Annotated in this window: 21 protein-coding genes and 1 tRNA gene; 12 read left to right on the forward strand and 10 right to left on the reverse strand. The window is 65.9% G+C overall.

The window, feature by feature from the left end; genetic code table 11:
- Nucleotides 1–193: 193 nt before the first annotated feature.
- Nucleotides 194–316: a type B 50S ribosomal protein L36 gene (gene ykgO, locus ZAL01S_RS07515; RefSeq protein WP_066081847.1), complete on the reverse strand. Its 123-nt coding sequence runs from the start codon at nucleotides 314–316 to the stop codon at nucleotides 194–196.
- Nucleotides 317–392: 76 nt separating this feature from the next.
- Here ykgO and ZAL01S_RS07520 point away from each other — a divergent pair, with 76 nt between their 5' ends.
- The 5 genes from ZAL01S_RS07520 to ZAL01S_RS07540 all read left to right on the forward strand — a co-directional run bounded on the left by ZAL01S_RS07520 (nucleotide 393) and on the right by ZAL01S_RS07540 (nucleotide 4,626).
- Nucleotides 393–1,586 carry a GTP-binding protein gene (locus ZAL01S_RS07520; protein WP_066081849.1) on the forward strand — a complete coding sequence of 398 codons (1,194 nt, stop codon included), beginning with the start codon at nucleotides 393–395 and terminating at the stop codon, nucleotides 1,584–1,586.
- A 135-nt stretch (nucleotides 1,587–1,721) separates the two neighbouring features.
- Nucleotides 1,722–2,165: an FAS1-like dehydratase domain-containing protein gene (locus tag ZAL01S_RS07525; protein ID WP_066081851.1), complete on the forward strand. Its 444-nt coding sequence runs from the start codon at nucleotides 1,722–1,724 to the stop codon at nucleotides 2,163–2,165.
- A complete protein-coding gene (locus ZAL01S_RS07530; protein ID WP_083523178.1) occupies nucleotides 2,162–2,665 on the forward strand; it encodes a MaoC/PaaZ C-terminal domain-containing protein in 504 nt (167 codons plus the stop codon). Before ZAL01S_RS07525 ends, ZAL01S_RS07530 begins: the two co-directional genes overlap by 4 nt.
- Entirely contained in the window at nucleotides 2,662–3,726 is a 1,065-nt protein-coding gene (locus tag ZAL01S_RS07535; protein ID WP_066081853.1) for a UDP-N-acetylmuramate dehydrogenase, read from the forward strand. Before ZAL01S_RS07530 ends, ZAL01S_RS07535 begins: the two co-directional genes overlap by 4 nt.
- Before the next feature lie 171 nt (nucleotides 3,727–3,897).
- Nucleotides 3,898–4,626 carry a glutamine amidotransferase gene (locus ZAL01S_RS07540; RefSeq protein ID WP_066081855.1) on the forward strand — a complete coding sequence of 243 codons (729 nt, stop codon included), beginning with the start codon at nucleotides 3,898–3,900 and terminating at the stop codon, nucleotides 4,624–4,626.
- 85 nt (nucleotides 4,627–4,711) lie between these two features.
- Here the strand turns inward: ZAL01S_RS07540 and ZAL01S_RS07545 are convergent, their stop codons facing one another.
- The 4 genes from ZAL01S_RS07545 to ZAL01S_RS07560 form a co-directional block, all read right to left on the reverse strand.
- The gene (locus tag ZAL01S_RS07545; RefSeq protein WP_066081858.1) at nucleotides 4,712–5,371 is read right to left on the reverse strand and encodes a response regulator; all 660 of its coding nucleotides are present in this window, start codon (nucleotides 5,369–5,371) and stop codon (nucleotides 4,712–4,714) included.
- Nucleotides 5,364–6,590, reverse strand: a complete 1,227-nt coding sequence (locus tag ZAL01S_RS07550; protein ID WP_066081860.1) for a sensor histidine kinase — start codon at nucleotides 6,588–6,590, stop codon at nucleotides 5,364–5,366. Before ZAL01S_RS07550 ends, ZAL01S_RS07545 begins: the two co-directional genes overlap by 8 nt.
- Nucleotides 6,591–6,722: 132 nt before the next feature.
- A complete protein-coding gene (locus ZAL01S_RS07555; protein ID WP_066081863.1) occupies nucleotides 6,723–7,526 on the reverse strand; it encodes an ABC transporter permease in 804 nt (267 codons plus the stop codon).
- Nucleotides 7,523–8,452 (reverse strand): ABC transporter ATP-binding protein, encoded by a 930-nt coding sequence (locus tag ZAL01S_RS07560; protein ID WP_066081865.1) that lies wholly within the window; start codon nucleotides 8,450–8,452, stop codon nucleotides 7,523–7,525. The genes ZAL01S_RS07555 and ZAL01S_RS07560 overlap by 4 nt, the downstream gene beginning before the upstream one ends.
- 146 nt (nucleotides 8,453–8,598) lie before the next feature.
- On the opposite strand from ZAL01S_RS07560, the gene ZAL01S_RS07565 reads away from it, so the two are divergent.
- Nucleotides 8,599–9,804 (forward strand): hypothetical protein, encoded by a 1,206-nt coding sequence (locus ZAL01S_RS07565; RefSeq protein ID WP_159421641.1) that lies wholly within the window; start codon nucleotides 8,599–8,601, stop codon nucleotides 9,802–9,804.
- A gap of 364 nt (nucleotides 9,805–10,168) precedes the next feature.
- On the opposite strand, the gene ZAL01S_RS07570 is transcribed toward ZAL01S_RS07565, so the two are convergent.
- A complete protein-coding gene (locus tag ZAL01S_RS07570; RefSeq protein WP_066081870.1) occupies nucleotides 10,169–11,374 on the reverse strand; it encodes a pyridoxal phosphate-dependent aminotransferase in 1,206 nt (401 codons plus the stop codon).
- 248 nt (nucleotides 11,375–11,622) lie between these two features.
- On the opposite strand from ZAL01S_RS07570, the gene ZAL01S_RS07575 reads away from it, so the two are divergent.
- Nucleotides 11,623–12,279, forward strand: coding sequence for an FMN-binding negative transcriptional regulator (locus ZAL01S_RS07575; protein ID WP_066081872.1), 657 nt, complete (start codon nucleotides 11,623–11,625; stop codon nucleotides 12,277–12,279).
- On the opposite strand, the gene ZAL01S_RS07580 is transcribed toward ZAL01S_RS07575, so the two are convergent.
- Together ZAL01S_RS07580 and ZAL01S_RS07585 are read right to left on the reverse strand one after the other, a co-directional pair.
- A complete protein-coding gene (locus ZAL01S_RS07580; protein ID WP_083523180.1) occupies nucleotides 12,276–15,296 on the reverse strand; it encodes a DUF3427 domain-containing protein in 3,021 nt (1,006 codons plus the stop codon). The two genes, ZAL01S_RS07575 and ZAL01S_RS07580, sit on opposite strands and share 4 nt — an antisense overlap.
- Nucleotides 15,297–15,299: 3 nt before the next feature.
- On the reverse strand, nucleotides 15,300–15,707 hold the full coding sequence (locus ZAL01S_RS07585) for a (deoxy)nucleoside triphosphate pyrophosphohydrolase (protein WP_066081874.1): 408 nt from the start codon (nucleotides 15,705–15,707) through the stop codon (nucleotides 15,300–15,302).
- 187 nt (nucleotides 15,708–15,894) lie between these two features.
- Here ZAL01S_RS07585 and ZAL01S_RS07590 point away from each other — a divergent pair.
- The 5 genes from ZAL01S_RS07590 to rplA all read left to right on the forward strand — a co-directional run bounded on the left by ZAL01S_RS07590 (nucleotide 15,895) and on the right by rplA (nucleotide 18,870).
- Nucleotides 15,895–15,967, forward strand: a tRNA-Trp gene (locus ZAL01S_RS07590).
- Between the two features lie 93 nt (nucleotides 15,968–16,060).
- On the forward strand, nucleotides 16,061–16,567 hold the full coding sequence (secE, locus tag ZAL01S_RS10785; RefSeq protein ID WP_370664273.1) for a preprotein translocase subunit SecE: 507 nt from the start codon (nucleotides 16,061–16,063) through the stop codon (nucleotides 16,565–16,567).
- A gap of 39 nt (nucleotides 16,568–16,606) precedes the next feature.
- Nucleotides 16,607–17,530 carry a transcription termination/antitermination protein NusG gene (nusG, locus tag ZAL01S_RS07600; protein ID WP_066081875.1) on the forward strand — a complete coding sequence of 308 codons (924 nt, stop codon included), beginning with the start codon at nucleotides 16,607–16,609 and terminating at the stop codon, nucleotides 17,528–17,530.
- A 147-nt stretch (nucleotides 17,531–17,677) separates the two neighbouring features.
- Nucleotides 17,678–18,109, forward strand: a complete 432-nt coding sequence (gene rplK / locus ZAL01S_RS07605) for a 50S ribosomal protein L11 (RefSeq protein WP_066081877.1) — start codon at nucleotides 17,678–17,680, stop codon at nucleotides 18,107–18,109.
- A 74-nt stretch (nucleotides 18,110–18,183) separates the two neighbouring features.
- Nucleotides 18,184–18,870 (forward strand): 50S ribosomal protein L1, encoded by a 687-nt coding sequence (rplA, locus tag ZAL01S_RS07610; RefSeq protein ID WP_066081879.1) that lies wholly within the window; start codon nucleotides 18,184–18,186, stop codon nucleotides 18,868–18,870.
- A gap of 155 nt (nucleotides 18,871–19,025) precedes the next feature.
- Here rplA and ZAL01S_RS07615 read toward each other — a convergent pair whose 3' ends face one another.
- A complete protein-coding gene (locus ZAL01S_RS07615) occupies nucleotides 19,026–20,027 on the reverse strand; it encodes an NADP-dependent oxidoreductase (RefSeq protein ID WP_066081881.1) in 1,002 nt (333 codons plus the stop codon).
- 173 nt (nucleotides 20,028–20,200) lie between these two features.
- The gene (locus ZAL01S_RS07620) at nucleotides 20,201–21,103 is read right to left on the reverse strand and encodes a YqaJ viral recombinase family protein (RefSeq protein WP_244875368.1); all 903 of its coding nucleotides are present in this window, start codon (nucleotides 21,101–21,103) and stop codon (nucleotides 20,201–20,203) included.
- Between the last annotated feature and the right edge of the window lie 3 nt (nucleotides 21,104–21,106).

Here is a 21,106-nt window from a genome sequence, read left to right on the forward strand (position 1 = left end):
GTCAATTTCGAGGGGTACGTGCCGCATATGGGTTCATGCCCCCGAAAACTGACCAATTGTGGAGCAGGCCTCCGGTGCCACCTCCGAAAAACTGGCATCTGGGAGACCTTCGCGACCATATGCGGGTTGAACCCCCGCCAATTGCCAAATTTCCGGAGCTGGGGTGGAACGGGAGTCGGGCCTCCGGTGCCGCCTACCCCTGGCGCGCCTTGAAGCGCGGGTTCTTCTTGTTGATGACGTAGGTGTGGCCGCGGCGGCGGACGACCTTCGAGCCGGGCTGGTTCTTGAGGTTCTTGAGAGAGGCGCGGACCTTCATGGAGACTCCTGACGTTGCGCTGGCACGACATCCAGCAGTTATTGAGAAACGATGTCAGTACTGTAGGGTGTCGAAAATGCTTTCGCAACGCAGCCACCTTCCGAACCCTCTCGCCGAGCGGCGAGCAAACAGCGCTGTGCTCGTGTTCGGGCGTGACCGGATGCTTCGCACGAGACTTGCGCAGGAGCTCGCCGAGACAATCGGCGCCGACCACCTCGCAGCCCAGGCCGTCACGGAACCGTGCGCCGAAGTGGGGGAGCGGGTCGACCTCGACGGCTCCACCACCGCCCTCGCGCACAGCCTCGACGAAGCGCTCGAACGACACGACACCAACGCGCCGCGCACACTCGTCATCGACGTGGACGAGCGGCTCCGCCCCCTGGATATCGTTGGCCTCTTCACGCGCCACGACCCGCTCGCCGACGCCCAACCGGCCCGGGCCATGAACCCGGACGCCGCCGAGGCACGGGATGCCCGCGTCGAACTCGCCCGCATCATCACCGTCACCACCCCGGCCGCCGTCGCCCGCGCCATCGCCGACGAGGGCTACCTCCCCGTCACCGGCCACCACGGCGACGCCCTCCACGCCGAAGCCGTCATCGCGGTGAACCAGCTCGAAGGGGCGGATCACCTCGTCCTCCTCCGAAGTGCATCCGGCAGCCGACCCGAGGCCTTCGCTCCAGTACCAGCGGACGGCCCGCGCCGCAGCGAGCACCTCCTCCAGGCCCTCGCCCCGCTCGCCAGCGTCGACGCCGCGACGAGCCTCCCCGACGCGCTCCACCGCATCCACACGCAGCTCGGCCACGGTAGCCTCCACGCCGCCCACCCCGGCTGGGCGCTCGGCCTCTCCGGCGAAATCCTCGAGCCGAAACGGGATGACGTCGACACGATCCGCGTGACGATCGAGCGGCCGATCCACCCCAACCGCCTCGTCCGCTTCCTCAACCGCCGACTCGAAACCGGCGAACTCGGCTACGTCGCCCGCTCGAGCGGCATGTGCCGCCTCGCGAGCCGCAGCCCACGCCTCGCGCACTGGGACCACGTCGGCTCGATGATCGCCTTCGAACCGATCGACCACGACGCCTTCGATGGCGAGCTCGTCGGCCTCGACCTCACCCTCATCGGGATCGACCTCGACGAGGACGGCATCCGCGCCGGCCTCGCCGAAACCGCGCTCAGCGACGCCGAATTCCTTGCCGGAGAGGTGCTCTGGCAGCACCTCGCTGACCCGCTCCCCGAGTGGGAGCACAGCCCGGACGACGTGCACTAGCCGCCGCTCCGGCACGAGACCGGTGGCGAGTACCGCATCTCCCGCTCGCCACCCCACCCCGCAACCCGAGTCGCACCGATTCGGGGGAGTCCACGACTCGGGTTGCGGGAAACCTTCCCGCGTAGACTCGGCGAGGTGAGCGTGAATCCAGATCTGCAGGGCCGCCGCTACGCGCTGCCCGAGCCGTACCTTGTCGGGCGCGAACACGTGCGCAGCTTCGCGAAGGCCGTGTTCGCCGAGCACCCCGTGCACCTGGATGTGGCTGCGGCCCGCGAGGCTGGCTACGCGGACCTCGTCGCGCCGACGACCTTCCCGGCAGTGCTGCAGGATGCGGGGATGCAGCTGTTCCTCGCCGACTCCGGCATCGAACTCAGCCACATCGTCCACGGCGAAGAGTCCTTCGACTACGTGCGCCCGATCGTCGCTGGCGACGAGCTCGGCGCTGAGCTTGAGATCACGAGCGTGAAGATGCTCGGCTCGAACGCGATGGTGAGCGCCGAGACGCGCATCACCGACGCGAAGGGTGAGCTCGTGCTCACCGCGGGCGCCACCCTGGTTGTGCGAGGAGATGCAGCATGAGCGACATCCAGACCTTCGACCTTGCTTCAGCTTCGGTGGGCGACGTGCTCGTGGAGCGCACGATCCACCTCACGCGCGAGAGCCTCGTGCGCTACGCGGGCGCCTCGAACGACTTCAACCCCATCCACTACCGCGACGACATCGCCGAACAGGTGGGGCTTCCGGGCGTGCTCGCGCACGGGATGCTCACGATGGGGCTCGCGATCCAGCCGGTCATTTCGGTGCTCGGCGGGCCGGAGCGGGTCCTCAGCTACCGGACGAAGTTCACGAAGCCGGTCATCGTTGACCCGGTGGAGGGCGCTGAGCTCACCGTCCGCGCGACGCTCGGCGCTCTGGCCGATGATGAGGGGGTGTGCCGCATCGATCTCGACGTGCAGTGCGCTGAGCAGAAGGTGCTCGGTCGGGCGCAGGTGAAGGCGCGCGTTGGCGGCGGGGCTGCGGCGGCCGGTGCGGCTGCTGGCTCCGGAGTCTCGGCCGCCTCGGCTGAGGATGCCGCATGACGCGCTTCGCGGAACTCACGACTACCGGCATCGGCGGCGAGATCGCACACTTCGTTGAGGCCACAAGCCGCGAGGAGCTCATCGAGGCAGCCCGCGAAGCCTTCGCGAACGAGAGCGAGGAGGCACCCGTCCTCGTCCTGGGCGGCGGCTCGAACCTGCTCGTGAGCGACGACCCTTACGCGGGCACGGTTATTCGTACTGCAACGCTCGGTATCGAGTTTGGTGAGCCGGATGCTGAGGGGCGCGTGCTCGTCGTCGCCGAGGCGGGTGAGCCGTGGGCGGCACTCGTCGACGCGACCGTCGCGAAGGGGCTCAGCGGCATCGAAGCGCTCGCGGGCATCCCCGGCGCGACCGGTGCTGCGCCCGTGCAGAACATTGGCGCCTACGGGCAGGAGCTCTCCTCGAGCCTTCGCCGGATCGAGTTCCTGGATGCGGAGACGGGCGAGGTGTCGTGGCTGGATGCTGCGGAACTCAAGCTCGCGTACCGCACCTCGCGGCTCAAGCGCGGCGAGCTCCGCGGCGCCGTGCTGCGTGTGGAGCTGGCGCTCGATGCTGCGCGCGAGGACGGGCTCGGTGCCCCGATCGCGTTCCCGCAGCTTGCGAAGGCGCTTGGCGCAGAGCCCGGCGACCGTCGTTCCGTACAGGAGGTGCGGGATGCCGTGGTTTCGCTTCGTGCCTCAAAGGGTATGGTGCTCGACCCGGACGACCTCGACACGCGAAGCAGCGGATCCTTCTTCACGAACCCCGTCATCTCGACCGAGGCGGCGCGCGAACTCCCCGCCGAAGCGCCGAAGTTCCCGGCGGGTGAGACCGAGGAAGGCGTGAAGCTTACGAAGCTGTCGGCGGCCTGGCTCATCGAGCACTCCGGTGTGCCGAAGGGGTATCAGCTGCCGAACAGCCGGGCCTCGATCTCGACGAAGCACACGCTCGCTATTACGAATCGTGGCGGTGCTGCGGCCGAAGAGATTGCGGAACTCGCGCGGTACGTGCAGGCTCGAGTGCGTTCGGAGTTCGGGGTGGACCTTCGCCCCGAGCCGGTGGTCATCGGGCTCGACATCTAGTCGGTCCAAACTGAGCTGATCGAGTGCCGACAAAGCCGGTGTATCGAGATCACGCGGTGCGGCATCGGTGCGACGCTCGACCTGGTGGCCCCGATACACGAGCCTTCGGCTCGCACTCGACCACCTCATTGCGACACTCGACCACCTCCTTCACACACGAAAGCCCATCCCATGCGTCCCTTTCTCCACCTCGCCACGCGCGACCTCGACGTGGCCGCGCACGACGAGTACGAGGCGATCCTCGAGGCATCCGGCCTCACCCGCGATGAGCTCATCCACGTCCGCACCGACGCCGGGCCGCTCCCCGAGATTCGCCCTGAGGACTACTCGGGCGTCTTCCTCGGCGGCAGCCCCTTCAGCGTGTCGGATGCCGAGAAGGACGCCACGCAGCTGCGCGTCGAGCGCGAACTTGGCGCGATTGTCGACCACGCGGTCGCGGGGCGCCTCCCGATGCTCGGCCTCTGCTACGGCATCGGCGTCATCACGCAGCACCTCGGCGGCGTCATGGACCGCCGCTTCGGTGAAGAGTCGAGCGCGGTCGAAGTGACGCTCACGGATGCAGGGCGTGAGGATCCGATTTTTGGGCAGCTCGCCGACCGCTTCTGGGTGTGCACGGGGCACAAGGAGGCGTGCTCGACGCTGCCGCCGGGCGCCGTGAACCTCATCACGCGCGAGGCGTGCCCGGTGCAGGCGATTCGCGTGGGGGAGAGCTGCTACGCAACGCAGTTCCACGCGGAGCTCACGGCCGAGCAGATCATCGCGCGGATGGTGCTCTACCGCGACATCGGCTATTTCCCGGCGGATCAGCTTGAGGTGATCGCCGCGCAGGTGCGGGCGGCGGGCGTTGCCGAGTGGCCGCGGATGATCGTGCGCGGCTTCACCGAGCGCTTCGGGCGGTAGCCGCCGGAGGTCCCGTGACCAAAACTGGGAATATAGCTCGCATCCCTCGTAGAGAGCGGGATAGTCGCTATATTCCCAAATCTGGTCAGGACCGCGGCGGGAGGATGCCGAGCTCCATCGCCGTGAGTACCGCGCTCGTGCGATCCCGCACGCCAAGCTTCTCGAACGCCTTCCCGAGGTGGGTCTTCACCGTCGCCTCGCCGAGGAACAGCCGCTCCGCAATCCGCGGATTCGAGAGCCCCTCCGCGACAAGCGCCAGCACCTCCCGCTCGCGGGGGCTCAGCACAGGTGCCTCCACCGCATCCCGATGCTCCCCGCGCGTGTGCGCCACGAGCTTCGTCGCGACCGACGGCGCAAGGGCCACCTCGCCCGCCGCAACAAGCCGCACTGCGTGCACGATCTCCTCCGCCCGCGCGTCCTTCAACAGGTAGCCGCTCGCACCCGCCTCGATCGCCGAGAGAATCACGTCGTCGCTCTCGTACGTGGTGAGGATGAGCAGGGCCCGCGCCGACCCCGCTGCAAGGATCTGCGCGGTCGCGGCAGCACCGTCGAGCTTCGGCATCCGCAAATCCATGAGCACGACATCCGGACGAAGCGCCGCCGCCATCCGCACAGCCTGCTCGCCATCGCCCGCCTCGCCAACGAGTTCGAAGTCGTGTTCGTCGTCGATGAGGCCCGCGATGCCGGCGCGCACGATCGGGTGATCGTCGGCAACGAGAACACGGATCGGGGCAGCTTCAGACATGGGCATCCTTCGTCGGGAGGGTGACGGTGAGGCGCGTGCCAGCGGCCGGAGCAGAGTCGATCTCGAGCGTGCCGCCGAGCGCGCGGACGCGTTCCCGAAGTCCGGGCAGCCCGAATCCTGCTGACCCGGCGCCGGGCGCAAAACCAACGCCGTCGTCGCTGAGGCGCAGCTGCACGCGCGTGCCTGCCTCGTCGTTGAGGGCAGCGACATCAAGCTCGGCGTGCTCGGCCTTGGAATGGCGGCGCACATTCGAGAGACCCTCCTGCGCGATCCTGAGCAGCACCACCTGCCGGTCGCGGTCGAGGACCACCTCCCCGAGCGCGCTCGTGCAGGAGATCGCGATCGAGGTTTCGCGGCGGAAGCGCTCCACGAGGCGGGCGAGTGCCGCGTCGAAACTCGTGCCCGCCTCCTGGTCGACCACAGGTGCCGTCTCGGCGATGAGCGCGCGGGTTTCCGCGAGAGAGTCGCGGAGGGACTCGGCGAGCAGCTCGAGCTGCTGGCGGTGCTTCTTGAGGGTGCGCTCGCCCTCAGCATCCACGTGGTCCGTCAGCTTCTCGGCGGTGCGCACGCCCCGGTCGCTCAGCATGACCGCGCCGATGAGCGACTGCGCGATCGTGTCGTGCAGCTCGCGGGACATCCGCTCCCGCTCGCTGGCGATGCCGCGCATCTGCGAGAGCTCTTCGCGCTCCTGCTGGGTCGCCTGCAGCGCCTCGTACAGCTGCTCGCGCTCGCGCGCCTTTTGCTCGGAGAGGACAGCCGACCAGCCGATGCCGATGCTCACCGCGGAGCCTGCAAGGCCCATTGCGAGGGCGAGGGGGAAGAACTCGGGGTCGTACGGGAGCGTCGTGAGCGCGGTGCCGATGCCGACCGCGAGGCTCGCGATCGTCGCGAGGCGGGGAGCCCGCAGTACCTCCCAGAGGTAGGGGTAGTAGAGGGCCTGGATGAACGCGAGCGGCGGGCAGGCGTGCATCATTACGACCATCGCCGCGGTGAAGACGATCAGGTGGATGACACCTGCCGCGCGGTGCTTCGCGGTGAGACGGCCGATGAGCCACCACGAGACGACGATCGTGCCGAGGCAGATGAGCGCGATGACGGGTGAGCCGAAGAGGCTGCCGGGCCATGCCCACAGCGGGATGGCGGCGAGCACGATCGGCGTTGCCGTCATGAGCACCGACCACCACGGGATGCCCGGCTTCGAGGTGGTCGTCTCACTCATGGTCTGATCATTCCAGATGGGGGTTCGGGATGGGGTGCCGTGGGGCCTCCGGAAATTTGGCATGTGGCGGGCCCTTGCGGCCATAGGTGGGCTGAAGGGGCCTCAGATGCCAGATTTCCGGAGGCGCCCGCGCTACTTCGAGCGCTCGCGCATCCAGCGGAAGGTGAGCTTCGAGAGGACGAGCCCGATCACCAGCCAGATCGCGATGTTGATAGCGCCCATGCCGAGGTCCCACGCACTGTTGAGCTCCATCGCCTCCATGAAGTCGGGGAGGAACACGGCGCGCATGCCGCGACCCACCCAGGTGAGCGGCACGAACTGCGCCACCTGCTGCAGCCAGTCCGGCAGCAGCATGAGCGGCAGGTAGACGCCGGTGAGGAACTGCGGGATGAGCACGATCGGGATGATGACCGCGGATGCCGCCCGCGCCGAGCGGGGGAGCGCCGAGAGCGCGATGCCGAGGGCCGTGAAGCAGGCGAGGCCGAGCATCCACACCCACGCGAAGGTGAGCCACTCCTCGGGCTCGGTCGGGAGCGCGATGTCGAAGACGAACACACCAACGAGTACGAGCAGGATCATCTGGATGAGGTTCGTGATGAACACGAGGCCGAGCTTCCCGATGAAGTAGGCGGTCGGGGTGAGCGGGGTCGCGGCGAGGCGTTTGAGCCCTCCCTCATGTTTCTCGGTCGCGAGGTCGATCGCGAGGGTCTGCAGACCCGAGAGCCAGACGCCGGCGGCGAGCATGCCAGCGAAGTAGATCGCGGCCATCGAGATCTCTTCGCCGGGAGGGCCGACGAGCTGGTCACGGAAGATGCTGCCGAAGAGCAGCAGCATCCCGATTGGGAAGAGGAAGGTGAACACGACGGCGTCGCGGGCGCGGAAGTAGCCAACGAGTTCGTAGCGGATGCGCTTCAGGCCAAGGCTGAGGGTGTTCATCGGTTCTGCTCCGTCGTGGTGGATGTGGGTGCCGGGGATGCGGGCGCGCTCGCGGCGGCTTCGGTGTTGATCCGCTCGAGCATGTCGAGGTAGATGTCCTCGAGGCTCGGGCGCTTCACGGCGAGGTCGCGCGGTTCGCCGTCGTGCTCGGCGACGAGCTTCGTGACGAGCGCGCCGGGGGTGCGGGTTCGTTCAGCGAATTGGCGGCCGTCCGCATCCCGCCAGCTCACGATCGGGACGCGGGCTTCGACGCCGCCGAGCTCATCGATCGGGGCGACCTCGAGGAGCTTGCCGCGGGCGATGACGCCGACGCGCTGCGCGAGGTGCTCGGCCTCGTCCAGGTAGTGGGTGGTGAGGAGGATGGTCGTGCCGTCGTCGCCGAGTTCGCGGATGAGCTCCCAGAATTCGCGTCGGGCGGCGGGGTCGAATCCGGTGGTCGGCTCGTCGAGGAAGAGCAGCTCGGGCTTACCGATGATGCCGAGGGCCACGTCGAGGCGACGCTTTTGGCCACCGGAGAGGCTCGGCACGCGGGCACTCATCTTCTCGCCGAGGCCGCAGCGTTCGAGGGTCTCTTCGGGATTCAATGCATCCGGGTAGAGGCTTGCGAAGTGGCGGACGATCTCGCGCACCGTGAAGCGTTCGATGTCGGCGGCCTGCTGGCTCACGATGCCGATGCGGGCACGCCACGCGGCGCTCGCCCCGAGCGGGTTTTCGCCGAGCACGGTCGCGGTGCCGGAGGTGGGGGAGCGGTATCCCTCGAGCATCTCGATCGTGGTGGACTTGCCGGCGCCGTTCGGTCCGAGGAGCGCGAAGATTTCGCCCCGACGGATCTCGAGGTCGACGTGGTCGACGGCGGTGTAGTCGCCGTAGCGCTTGGTGAGGCCGCGGGTAGAGACCGCGAGTTCGGGGTGCTGCGTGGCGTTCATGGTTCCATTTCACGCGGCGCGGGTGGGTGTCGGCACCGGGGGATGGTGGAGGAGGGGGTCCACCGATCGGTTGATCCTGGCGGGATTGGGGCATCCTCCGGTTGGCAGCTTGGTTCGTGTTCGGGAAGATTCCGTACCCTCGAGGCATGAGCACGCCCGGAGATGATTGCGGTCAGCAGCGTCCACCTGAGGGACAGCCGCAGGGGCAATCGCCCCAGGCCCCGATTGGTCCGCCGCCGAGCCGGTTTGGGACGCCGAATACGCAGTGGCTGCCGCCGAGGCAGGGCGGGACCGGGATGCCGCAGGGCGGCTTCGGGCCGGGTGGTTACGGGCCCGCAGCTTATGGCCAGGGTGGCTTCGGGTCTGCTGGCCAGGGCGGTTTCGGCCAGCCGGGGCAGCCGGCGCCGCAGCGTCCGCAGGGGGTGCCCGGCTATGGCATCCCCGTGCCACAGCAGCGTCCTCCGCAGAACATCCCTCCGCAGGGCATGCCGCCGCGCCCGAACCAGGTGCCGGGTGCGCCCCGTCCGACTGGCTTCACGCCACCTCCGCCGCGATTCCGTGAGGAGCAGGCTGAGAATCCGCTCGAGCGTCTGCGTGCGAAGCAGGCAGAGGCTGCGAAGGATGCCGAACTTGCTGAGGCACCGAAGGAGCGCAGCTTCCGCCCGTGGATGGCATGGACGCTCGCGGGTGTGGCCGGTGCTGTGGCGCTCGCGCTCGTCCTCGGCATCACGCTCGGTTCAGCGCCGACGACGCCCCCGCCGCAGGCTGCCGGGACGAGTGGCCCGGCCGCGACTCCGACAGCTCCCGCGACGAGCACCTTCCAGCCGCCGACCCCGGTTGCTGCAGCGCCTGGGGCCCTCATCCCGATTACGCAGGATGTGCAGTTTGCGCAGGGCATCAGCTTTGTCGCGCCGACCGTGACGACCGGCTGGACGGAGAACACCGAGCTCACGACGCGTGACCCGAACGGCATCGCGCTCAAGGATTCGGCTGGCATGAACGCGATCACCTTCACGCATTCGACGCTCGATTCGAAGCACTACCGGGATGAGGACCTCACCCGCTCGGCGCTCCTGTCTGCGCCACAGAGCTTTGTGAACCAGCCGGATCTCGTCGGTGAGCCGGTGAGCTACACGCTGCAGGGCTCGGGCGGGTATCAGCTTGAGCTGCTCGCGCAGAAGATGCAGTGGGGCGGCTGGGCTGGCGGCCAGGATGCGTATGTCATCACGCGCTACATGCCGCAGTCGGACGCCCGCGTCGAAATCGTCGTCCTGTGCCCGACCGGAGACTTGGACAACCCGAACTCCAAGATCCGCAAGAAGCTCGCCGAGATCAGCTTCACGACGCCGTAGCCGGGCACGGCGACTCCGGTGAGGTGCCCGTGGTGCCGCGCCCGCGTCTCGCGCCGACGTCGTGTTCCAGGCATCCCGTCCCTTGACGTTCTGTTTCCCGCGCGATATAGGTCGAAAAGTGCTTGTTGGGTCAGTGTCCGAGTGACCCAACAAGCACTTTTCGACCTATTTGTGTGGATGATCGGGGTCCGGTGACGAGTTCGCGGTGGCGCCGGGCATCCGGCGTTCGGCGGCGGGAACGCCGAAGCCCCGCGGGAGCGGGTGCTCCGGCGGGGCCTCGGGGTGGGATGCGGCAGGCGCGGATACGGGATGCGAACCTGCGCGGGAGCCGGAAGCGTCATCCGGACCCGTCATCCGGTGGGTGCTAGTTCGTGCCGAAGAGCTTCTGGATGCGCTGGACGCCTTCGAGGAGCTGCTCGTCGCCGAGTGCGTAGCTCAGGCGGACGTAGCCCGACGGACCGAAGGCCTCACCAGGGACGACGGCGACCTCAGCCTCTTCGAGGATGTAGTCGGCGAGGTCGAGCGAGGTCGTGACGGTGCGGCCGTCGTAGTCCTTGCCGAGGAGCTCGGTGACGTCGGCGTACACGTAGAACGCGCCTTCCGGCGTGGGGACGCGGAAGCCGTTGACCTTCGAGAGCTCTTCAACCATGAGCTTGCGGCGGCGGTTGAAAGCGTCGCGCATGGCGTCGATCGGCTCGGTCGGGCCGGTGATGGCGGCGATCGCGGCGCGCTGCGCGATGTTGTTCACGTTCGAGGTGAGGTGCGACTGGTGGTTCGAGGCGCCCTTGACGATGTCGGCGGGGGCGACCATCCAGCCCACACGCCAACCGGTCATGGCGAAGGACTTCGCGACACCGTTGACGAGGATGACCTGGTCGGCGAGGCCGGGGACAGCTTCGATGATCGAGGTGGCCTTGACGCCGTCGTAGGTGAGGTTCTGGTAGATCTCGTCGGCGATGACCCAGACGCCGTGCTCGAGGGCCCATTCACCGATGGCCTTGGTCTCTTCGGGGGTGTAGACCGCGCCCGTCGGGTTCGACGGCGAGACGAACATGAGGGCCTTGGTCTTGTCGGTGCGGGCAGCTTCGAGCTGCTCGACGGTGACCTTGTAGTTCTGGTCGGCGCCAGCGAAGACCTCGACGGTTTCGCCGCCGGCGAGCTTGACGACCTCGGGGTAGGTGGTCCAGTACGGGGCCGGGAGGAGGAGCTCGTCGCCGTCGCCGATGATGGCGTTGATCGCTTCGTAGACGGCCTGCTTGCCACCGTTGGTGACGATGACCTGCGTGGGCTCGACGTTCCAGCCGGAGTCGCGGCTGGTCTTCTCGGCGATTGCCTGGCGGAGCTCGGGGAGGCCGGGGGCGGGGGTGTAGCGGTGGTTCTTCGGGTCCTTCACGGCTTCGACGGCTGCGTCGACGACGTGCTGGGGGGTCGGGAAGTCAGGTTCACCGGCTGCGTAGGAAATGATCGGGCGGCCTTCGGCCTTGAGAGCCTTCGCCTTGGCGTCCACCTTCAGGGTTGCGGACTCGGCGATGGCGGCGACGCGGGCAGAGAGACGGTTCGTGGGTGCCATACCTTCGAGCCTAGCCCGTACAGGTAACAGGCCGGTGCATGGGCGTGCGCAACTGCAGGAGATTTGCGTTGGGCTGATCGAAGGGCCCTGACCGGCCGGTGGTCTCGATACGCGCGCAGCGCGCGCACTCGACCACCTCAGTTCGAGCTGATCGAGTAGCGCGCAGCGCGCACCGAGATCACCCCGATCAGCAAATCCACTGCACTTGTGCACGCCCCGCGTTCAGCTCGCGGGGGCAGAATCTCTGCATGTTGCGCACGCAAAAGTTCGCCTCGGACAACGCTGACGAGGTTCGCCGTCTTATCCGCCGGAACCCGTGGGTGACGTTTGTCTCGATGACCCCGTCGGGGCTTGTCGCGAGCCACTACCCGACGCTCCTCGATGAAAGCGACACGACGGACATTTCGCTGCTCACTCATTTGGGGCGCCCGGATGAGGAGTACCACGCCCTGGGTGCGAGCGAGATTCTCGCGATTGTGCAGGGCCCGCACGCGTATGTGTCGTCGAGCTGGTACGACGAGGGGGATGTCATCCCGACCTGGAATCACGTGACCGCGCACCTGTATGGCGTGCCGGAGATCCTCACGGATGACGAGAACTTCGAGGTGCTCACGAAGCTCGTGAATCATTTCGAGCGGGGCCTGCCACTCGGGCGGACGCTGCCGCAGGATGATCCGGGCGTGCGGGCGGTCGCGCGAGCGACGGTCGGGATGCGGCTGCGCGTTTCGCACTTCGAGTTCCGCCCGAAGCTCTCGCAAAACAAGCCCGAGCATGTTCGCGAGAACATCATCCGTGAGCTCAGCGGTTACGGGCCATATGCCCACCACGCGCTCGCGGACGAGATGCGCCGCTGGGGCGAGCAGTACCCCGAGGATCTTCAGCGCGGGCGGGGGTATGGGGGTTAGTCCCTCACCAACGATCCTGCCTCAAGCGGTGTCCGCGCCGGTTGACGATGAGCTTCAAGCGCCGTCGCGTCGACGTCCGGCGCGAACGCGACGTCGGGCATCCTGACGTGCTGAGCGAGACCCGCAGCATCGGTGCCCGTGAAGTACTCGAGCATTGTGGGTGATAACGGGTTCGTGAGGGCGAGCCGCATCTCGACGACGCTCTCTCCGGACTTCGGCATCGTCGTGTCTTGCGCCCACGTTGGGGTGGCGGTTCCTACGTAGTAGAACTCGGTGCCTTCGGCATCGTCCTTCTTGACGAACAGATGCAGCGTTGGGGCATTGCCTTCGCGGAGGATCGCGCGGACCTCGTCACTCTGCAACGTTCGACGGCTTCGCGTGTACCAACGCATTTCCGTTTCAGAGAGAAACTCGTCTTCGTACGCAGTGGACTCGGACGTGTCTTCAGCCTTGTGGTAGGTCACGAAGATGGGACACGTATTCGTAGCGGCATCAACCTTGTAGCCGTACATCGTGCCTTGCTGGGCGCCCGACCAATTCAGCATGCGGCAGACGTCCCGTCGGGAATAGCGTTCGCCGACGATGAGCTCAGACGCGCCGCCATACCGATGCTTCGAAAGATAAAGACCGGTCGCGACAACGTCATCAACGAAGCCCTTCAGCTCGGGGCAATCGCGGTATTCGCGAGCAAACTCAGGATGAAGTCGAATGTGCTCGTTGTCGAGCAGCCCCACTTCCCCGTATCGGGAGTCTCGCTCCGCTTGCGTGGCAAAGGAGAGACGCAAGATCGCAAGTACTGACGCGATGGTCGCTTGGTCATTCGTGCAGCCGTGTTGCGCAACAAGCTGCGCAACTTCATCCGTGGTCAGGATCTCCTCCGGATGCGCGAGCAGGTGTTCCATGAGGAGAAGCTCGTGTGGACGTTTCCCATCGAGAAGCTCGTAGGTGAACACGTTGAGGAATCGATGTTGTTGCTTTGAGGGTTGAGCTATCTCAGTCCGGGTCCCGATTACGAAACGCCAATAGTTCTTGTCGTTTGACGCGATGACGGTTGGATCGACGCTCTGCATCTTCGCAAAGTCGATCAGCATGGGAAGCCGTCCGAGCCGGTCGCGTACTTCAGCGAAGGTGGTACGAAGCGCGCGCCGTGTGTCGAGTCTCGCTTGTGCCAGCGACCGGAAGATTCGCTCCCGCGCAACGTGGGTGAAATTGATGCTGGAAACCCCGGCAATGGCGCCGTCAGCAATCGCCTTCGTCACCCGCTGTCGAACGACGTCCTTGTTGAGTGACGTATCCCCAAAGAGTGCAATCGGGATGAGGAAGTTGTTGGCGTAGTTTCCGATGAAGTCGATGACCCGGAGATGGTCCTTTGCCTTCGTCTTGCGGAGGCCGCGTCCAAGCTGCTGAGTGAAGACAATGCTCGACTGGGTAGCGCGGAGCATGACCACCTGGTTCACCTCGGGAATGTCGATTCCCTCATTGAAAATGTCAACGCTGAGGAGATAGTCGAGTTTGCCGGCCGTGAGCTCAGCGATTGCTGTATCTCGTTCCGCGGCTGAGTTGGCGCCGCTCAGCGCTCGTGTCCGGAGTTGCTTCCCGAAGACAGAACGGTGGTTTAGCTCTTCGGCAAGTGCGGCAGCCTCGTCATTCCGAGAACAGAAGATCAGGCCCTTCACGCCGCTTGCATGTCCATACCGCTCGAGCGCTGCCACGATGTGGCCTGCGCGTTCAGGGGAACTCAGGTGGTTGATCGGCGAATCTTCGCTGACGGTCTCGCCATCGTCCCGCGTGTAGTCCTCAATGCCGTAGTAGTTGAACGGAGCCAGCATGCCTTCCTCGAGCGCCTGCTGCAGCCGAATCTCATACGGAACGTTGTGGTCGAAGAGCTCGTACACGCATGCCCCGTCGGTTCGCTCCGGCGTCGCAGTAATCCCGAGCAAGAAATCAGGTTGGAGTCGCTGAAGCACTCGCTGATAGCTCGCGGCGGTTGCGCGGTGCACTTCATCGACGATCACGAGATCGAAAGCTTCGGGATGGAGCCGATCAAGCGTGTTCTCACGCGAGAGCGATTGCACCGTCCCAAACACATACCGGGCATGAAGGTCACCTCGGCCAGCCGCAACAAGTGAGAAGTCGCTCGCAGGGCCACCGAGGACACGGTGATAATCGCGCATCGACTTGCTCAGGATTTGCTCCTGATGAGCAACGACGAGCATCCGCTCCGGGGCCATTTCGCGAGCGGCCAGCGCAGCAAGGATGGTTTTGCCTGTGCCTGTTGCAGAGATGACGAGTGCTCGACGTTTGCCCGCGGCTCGAAGCTCTCGAAGCGCCGTGAGCGCTTCCTGCTGCATCGCATTCGGAACGATGGGCGTCGTCACCTCGTCGTGTGCAGTTTCGGGTTCGATAACCCTGAAACGGGGGAGCCGTTCCCAACGCTGTTCGTAGTCCTCGATCCAATCAAGATGGAGTGGAACAGATCGGGAGACTTGTTCCTCAATTGACTCGTGGAGCTGGCGCGCGAAATCACCACGAATATCTGATGTGACGCGCACGTTCCATTCCTCATTCGAGAGGAGCGCGTTTCGGGTCAGATTTGAGCTGCCCACGATTGAGGTGAGTGTGCTGCCGTGGTCGAAGAGGTAACCCTTGGCGTGAAACCCCCGCTGGGGATCGTCAATGATGCGCACATCGAGGTTGTCGACCCCAGCCAGCTCGCGGAAAACGCTCGGCTCGTTGAAGTTCAGATAGGTCGAGGTGACGAGCGTCAGAGGGGCGCGGCTATCGATGAGATCTTGCTTGAGGAGCGCCAACCCGCCCGTCGTGACGAATGCGACCGACATCCGCATTCGCTCAGAGCGCTTCATCTCGTGCTTGATTGCCCGAAGAGCGGTGTGCCCTAGCGAACTGTTGCGAATGAGCTCCGGGTTGAACGCACGCCGGGACGGGTGCGTCGCATCGAGAAAGCCGAACGCCAGGTCGTTCTCGAGAATTGCGCGATCGCGCGGCGGTTGGGTCATGGCCTATTGCTGGGGGAGAGCCCGCACAATGTCGTTGATGATGGGGACATCTGCAGGTGACCACTCGAGTCCCTGAAGCTCAGCCAGTGGGCGCCATGCCATCAGGTCGTGATCCGTGCTCTGCTCGGGTGCAGCGTCATCGAGCTCTGCCCAGTAGCAAGCGAGGTCGATGAGGCGACCTTCAAGCGGGGTCGTGTGTCGCGAAGCCAGTGCACCGACGGTGATCGAAACGCCGAGTTCCTCGTGAATTTCACGACTCAGCGCTGCTTCGGCGGATTCGCCCTCTTCAATCTTGCCGCCCGGGAACTCCCACAAGCCGCCTGCACTTTTGTCGGCACGGCGACGACACGTGAGCACCTCATCGCCACGTCGGATGATCGCGCCAACAACAGTGATGGTCTTGACGGACACGGAGCCCCCTTGAAATTGCGGTTCCAGCTGAGGAAAGCCTAGCTGCGCCTGGAACCGCCTGGCTGAACCCCTCAACACCCCCAGCTAGACACCGCGCCCACCCATCGCTTAGACTCGACGAGTTGCCGATCGCAACATGCTGAAGCGTGCCTGTTTGGCGGGCGGAAGCAGGTGAGATCAGCTTCCTAGGGCGGTAGTTCAATTGGTAGAGCAGCGGTCTCCAAAACCGCAAGTTGCAGGTTCGAGTCCTGTCCGCCCTGCAAAACGGCGCTGCGCCGCGGCGTCGTCCACAACGGCGCGAGCCGAACATCGAGCCGTGCGCCACCCGGGCGACTCGGCGTGAAGGGAACAAGGTGTCGCCAGCAAAGGCTGCAGAACCCGACGAGAAGGTCGTCGAGTCCTCCAAGCGCGATATGCACGCTCGCCGCGGCAACCCCTTCAAGAAGGTGGGCCTCTTCTTCCGCCAGGTCTGGTCGGAACTCAAGAAGGTCGTCACCCCCACCCGCAAGGAACTCTTCACCTATACCGGTGTGGTCCTCGGCTTCGTCGTCTTCATGATGCTGCTCGTCACCGCGCTCGACATCCTCTTCGGATGGGGTGCTGGATGGGTCTTCGGTAAGGGCCAGCCGCTCTTCCCTGAGGCTCCGCCCCCCGCAACGGCACCAGCAGACCCGGCAGCTACTGCCCCAGCCGACCCGGCCGCAACCGCACCGGCCGGCCCGGCAGCGACCGAAACTCCCGCCGAAACCGCTCCGGCTGACCCGGCAGCTCCGGCAGAGACGGCCCCCGCCGAGCAGGCACCGGCAGACCCGGCCGCTCCGGCTGAGGAAGCCCCCGCCGACCAGGGCGCCACGCAGTAATCCATCCTTCATCCCGACCGAATCACGAAACGAGGAAACGTGTCCGAGCAGACCACGTCTGACCCGAACGGCCTCTTCGAGACCGCCGAAGAGCAGGACTCCGAGGTGCGCGAAGCCCAGGAAGGTGACGTCGACCAGGGGCTCGAGCGTGCCCGCGTCCTCGAGTCGAGCGACGACGAAGGCATGAACGAGGACAACGAAGACGGCGAAGGAGCCGACATCACCGACGGCGAAGTTGACGCCATGGTCAACGACACCCTCGACATCGACAACGACGAAGAGGCCGCCGCCGCAGTCGCCGCGCGCCTCGACGAAGAAGACCTCGCCAAGGAAGCCGACGAAACGGCCGACCCGTACGAGGCCTTCAAGCGCGAACTCCGCATGAAGCCGGGCAAGTGGTACGTCATCCACACCTACGCCGGTTTCGAGCGCCGCGTGAAGCAGAACCTCGCCCAGCGCACCGAATCCATGGGCATGTCGGACTTCATCTACCAGTGCGAGGTCCCCATGGAGGACGTCGTCGAGATCAAGAACGGCCAGCGCAAGATGGTCACGCGCGTGCGCATCCCCGGCTACGTGCTCGTTCGCATGATGCTCAACGAAGACAGCTGGTCGGTCGTCCGCCACACCCCGGGTGTCACCGGCTTCGTCGGCAACGCCCACAACCCGACCCCGTTGCGTTTCAACGAAGCATTTGACATGCTCAAGAGTCTCGTTGAGGTCGCCGAAGCGCCTGCCGCCAAGCAGGCCCAGGCTGCCGAGGGTGGCGCACCGCGTCAGCCCGTCGCCGAGGTTGACTTCGAAACCGGCGAGACCATCACGATCAAGGAAGGCTCGTTCGCGGGCCTCACCGGCACGATCAGCGACATCAACACGGCGAGCGGCAAGCTCACCGTCCTTGTGTCGCTCTTCGAGCGTGAAACCCCGGTCGAGCTCAGCTTCGACCAGGTCACCAAGCTCTAGCCACCAGCGCGACGCATCGCGTCGCCCACGGCACAGACTCACCAAGCGCCCCGGCGACTTGGCACACACCACCGGAGTCCGGAACGGCCGGACCACCGGGAGAGCCAGCAGCACATGCTGCGGTTCGAACACAGAAAAGGAAGAAACATGGCACCCAAGAAGAAGGTCTCGGGTCTGATCAAGCTTCAGATCCAGGCTGGCGCCGCCAACCCCGCTCCGCCGATCGGTCCCGCCCTCGGTCAGCACGGCGTCAACATCATGGAGTTCTGCAAGGCGTACAACGCAGCGACCGAGTCGCAGCGCGGCAACGTCATCCCCGTGGAAATCACCGTCTACGAGGACCGCAGCTTCACCTTCGTCCTCAAGACCCCTCCGGCCGCAGAGCTCATCAAGAAGGCTGCTGGCGTGAAGAAGGGTTCGGGCGTTCCGCACACGAACAAGGTCGGCAAGATCACGATGGCTCAGTGCCGCGAGATTGCTGAGACGAAGATGGCGGACCTCAACGCCAACGACGTCGACCAGGCCGCGAAGATCATCGCCGGTACCGCTCGCTCGATGGGCATCACCGTCGAGGGCTAGTCCTCGACCACAACACTTCACATCGCGGGAGAGCCGGCCAGGCTCGTAACCGCACTCTCTCGAAGGAGATCAACATGGCAAAGTCCAAGGCGTATCGCGCCGCCGCCGAGAAGCTCGAAGAGGGCAAGCAGTACTCGCTCGAAGAGGCAGTCGCCCTCGCACGCGAGACCGGCTCGGCAAAGTTCAACAGCACCGTCGAGGTGGCCCTCCGCCTCGGTGTCGACCCGCGCAAGGCAGACCAGATGGTCCGCGGTACCGTGAATCTTCCGCACGGTACCGGTAAGACCGCCCGCGTCATCGTCTTCGCAGTCGGTGACAAGGCTGAGGCCGCTATCGCAGCTGGCGCCGACGAGGTCGGTGGCGACGAGCTCATCGCCAAGGTCGCCGACGGTTGGACCGGCTTCGACGCCGCCGTCGCAACCCCCGACATGATGGGTAAGGTCGGTCGCCTCGGTAAGGTCCTCGGTCCCCGCGGCCTCATGCCGAACCCGAAGACCGGCACCGTCACGATGGACACCGCGAAGGCTGTTACCGAAATCAAGGGCGGCAAGATCGAGTTCCGCGTCGACAAGCACGCGAACGTTCACTTCATCGTCGGCAAGGCCGGCTTCTCGCAGGAGCAGCTCCTCGAGAACCTCCGTATGGCTCTCGACGAGGTCGTCCGCCTCAAGCCGTCGAGCTCGAAGGGCCGCTACATCCAGAAGGCTGTCGTCTCGACGACCTTCGGCCCGGGCATCCCGCTCGACGTCTCGGCCATCTAAGCCACGCGCTCAACGCGCAGAAGGGCCCCGCACCGTTTGGTGTGGGGCCTTTTGCTGTGGTGGCAAGGTGTTCGGAAAAGCAGATATGTGTCGCATCCTGAACAAGCCGAGGGATGCGACACATATCTGCCAATCCGTATGCCCGGGTCGGGCGTCTAGTCGATCGTGAGCGCGATCTTGCCGCGCGTGCGGCCCGACTCAATGTGGCGGTGCGCCTCGGCCGCGTCCTTGAGCGGAAAGCTTCGCTCAAGGTGCGGGACGACATCCCCCTGCTCGATGAGCCGCATGATCGCCTGCAGCGCGCGGCCATCCGGTGAACACTTCAGGTGGGATGCGTGGAGCTCACGCCCAGCAGCCTGAATCTCCTCGTGCATCGTCGGGAAGCTTCCCGTCGGCACCGAGAGGAAGGTGCCGCCATCCGCGAGGCACTGGATGGATCGGGAGCCGGTCGCATCCTGCACGTTGCCGATGAGGTCCACGACGAGATCCACCGGCTCCTCGAGGGCATCCTCGAAACGGGTCGCCGTGTAGTCGATGACCTGGTCTGCGCCAAGTTCCTCACAGAACTCACGGTTGCGGGCAGATGCGGTCGCCACGACGTGCGCGCCGAACACCTTCGCGAACTGGATCGCAAAGTGCCCGACGCCGCCAGCGCCCGCGTGGATGAGGATCCGCATCCCGTGGCGGACACTGCCCGCCTCGACGATCGCGTTCCACGCCGTGAGCGCGGCGAGCGGGACCGCACCCGCGACCTCCATCGAGAGGTTCTTGGGCTTCTTCGCGAGCGAGAGGATCGGGGCCGTCACGTACTCGGCGTAGGCGCCCTGGAAACGCGGGTTGAAGAGCATCCCAACCACCTCATCGCCCGCCTGGAACGGTGCGAACTCGTACGGCGGCTGGACGACGACGCCCGCGAACTCGCCACCGAGGATCCACGGCAGCTGCGTGATCGCTGCCGAGACGCCCTTCCCGGAGCGGGTCTTCGCGTCGATCAGGTTCACGCCCGCCGAGAAGACGCGCACGAGCGCCTCAGAGTTGCACAGGACCGGGGCAGGGACATCCTCGCGGTACTCGAGCTTTTCCGGCCCGCCGAACCGGGTGAGGACAGCGGCGCGCATCACGTCGCGCGGGGCAAGGGCAGCGAGGTCATAGCTCATGCCGCCATTCTCGCAGCCGCTCGTCCCGCCCCGCTCCTGCCGCTCGTCCCGCCCCGCTTCCCACCCCAGCTCAGGTCGCAGTTTCGACCTTAGGTATCGATACCTAAGGTCGAAACTGCGACCTGAGTGGAAGGGGGGCGAGGTGGGGCGTTGGCGGAGATGCGCGCTGGGGGCTAGCCGAGGTGGGCGCGAAGGGACTCGACTTCGGCGAGCACGCGATCGGCGAGGATGCGCATCCGCTCGATCTCGGCATCATTCCGCTCGATCCACACGAAGCGCGGCTCCTCATCCACCACGACGAAGTCCTTGTGCCGCTCCCACACGAAGAGCGTCCGCTCGGCGCCGAGCACGTACTGTTGCCACCACACCTGGCGGAGGTAGTTCCGCGGGATGCGCGACCAGGGCTTGTTCGTCGTCTTGATCTCGGCGAGGATGACGCGGCCGTCGTCGTCGCAGTACAGGCCATCCGGTGTGGCCAGGTGACGTCGATCTTCCTCCGCGTGGAAGAGGAGCCCACACGGCTCAACGCCGTGACGCTCCGCAACCCAAGCGGCGATGTGCGGCTCGCGCTCGCGGCCGAAATCGGTGTAGGCGTTCCCGCCAAAGCTCGAGCCGCGGACCTTGTCCTTCACGACCTGGCGCACGGATGCTTCGGTCGCAAGCTTTGCGGCATCCGTTGCGGTGACACCCGCTGCGCGATGCTCGAGCCAGGCGCGGCGGTCGTTCGAGTCGGCGAGGATGCGCTGCTCGTGCGGGTGGAGGCGGGGGAGGCGCCACACGCCGACCGCACTCGCGGGAGCGGGAGCCGGAGTCGGCTCTAGCGCGGTTTCGGATGCTGGTGCAGTGGTGAGCGCGGGCACCTCGGCCGCCTGCTCGGCAGCTTCCGCGGCCTCGTCATCGAAAATCATCGGGCCAAAGGATGCTCTGCTGAGCCGCGTCCGGGCACGCGTTTCCGGACGATTCGCCCGCGCAAACGGCCGGGCTCCGGGGGCATCGCGGTCGAAGACGGCAAGTTCTTCCTCGAGCGCGCGCGTGAAATCTGGGCGCGCGGCATCGCTCGGTTGGAAGAAGACCATTGC

The organism is [Zimmermannella] alba NBRC 15616, assembly GCF_001570905.1.
Taxonomy (GTDB): Bacteria; Actinomycetota; Actinomycetes; order Actinomycetales; family Microbacteriaceae; genus Pseudoclavibacter; species Pseudoclavibacter albus.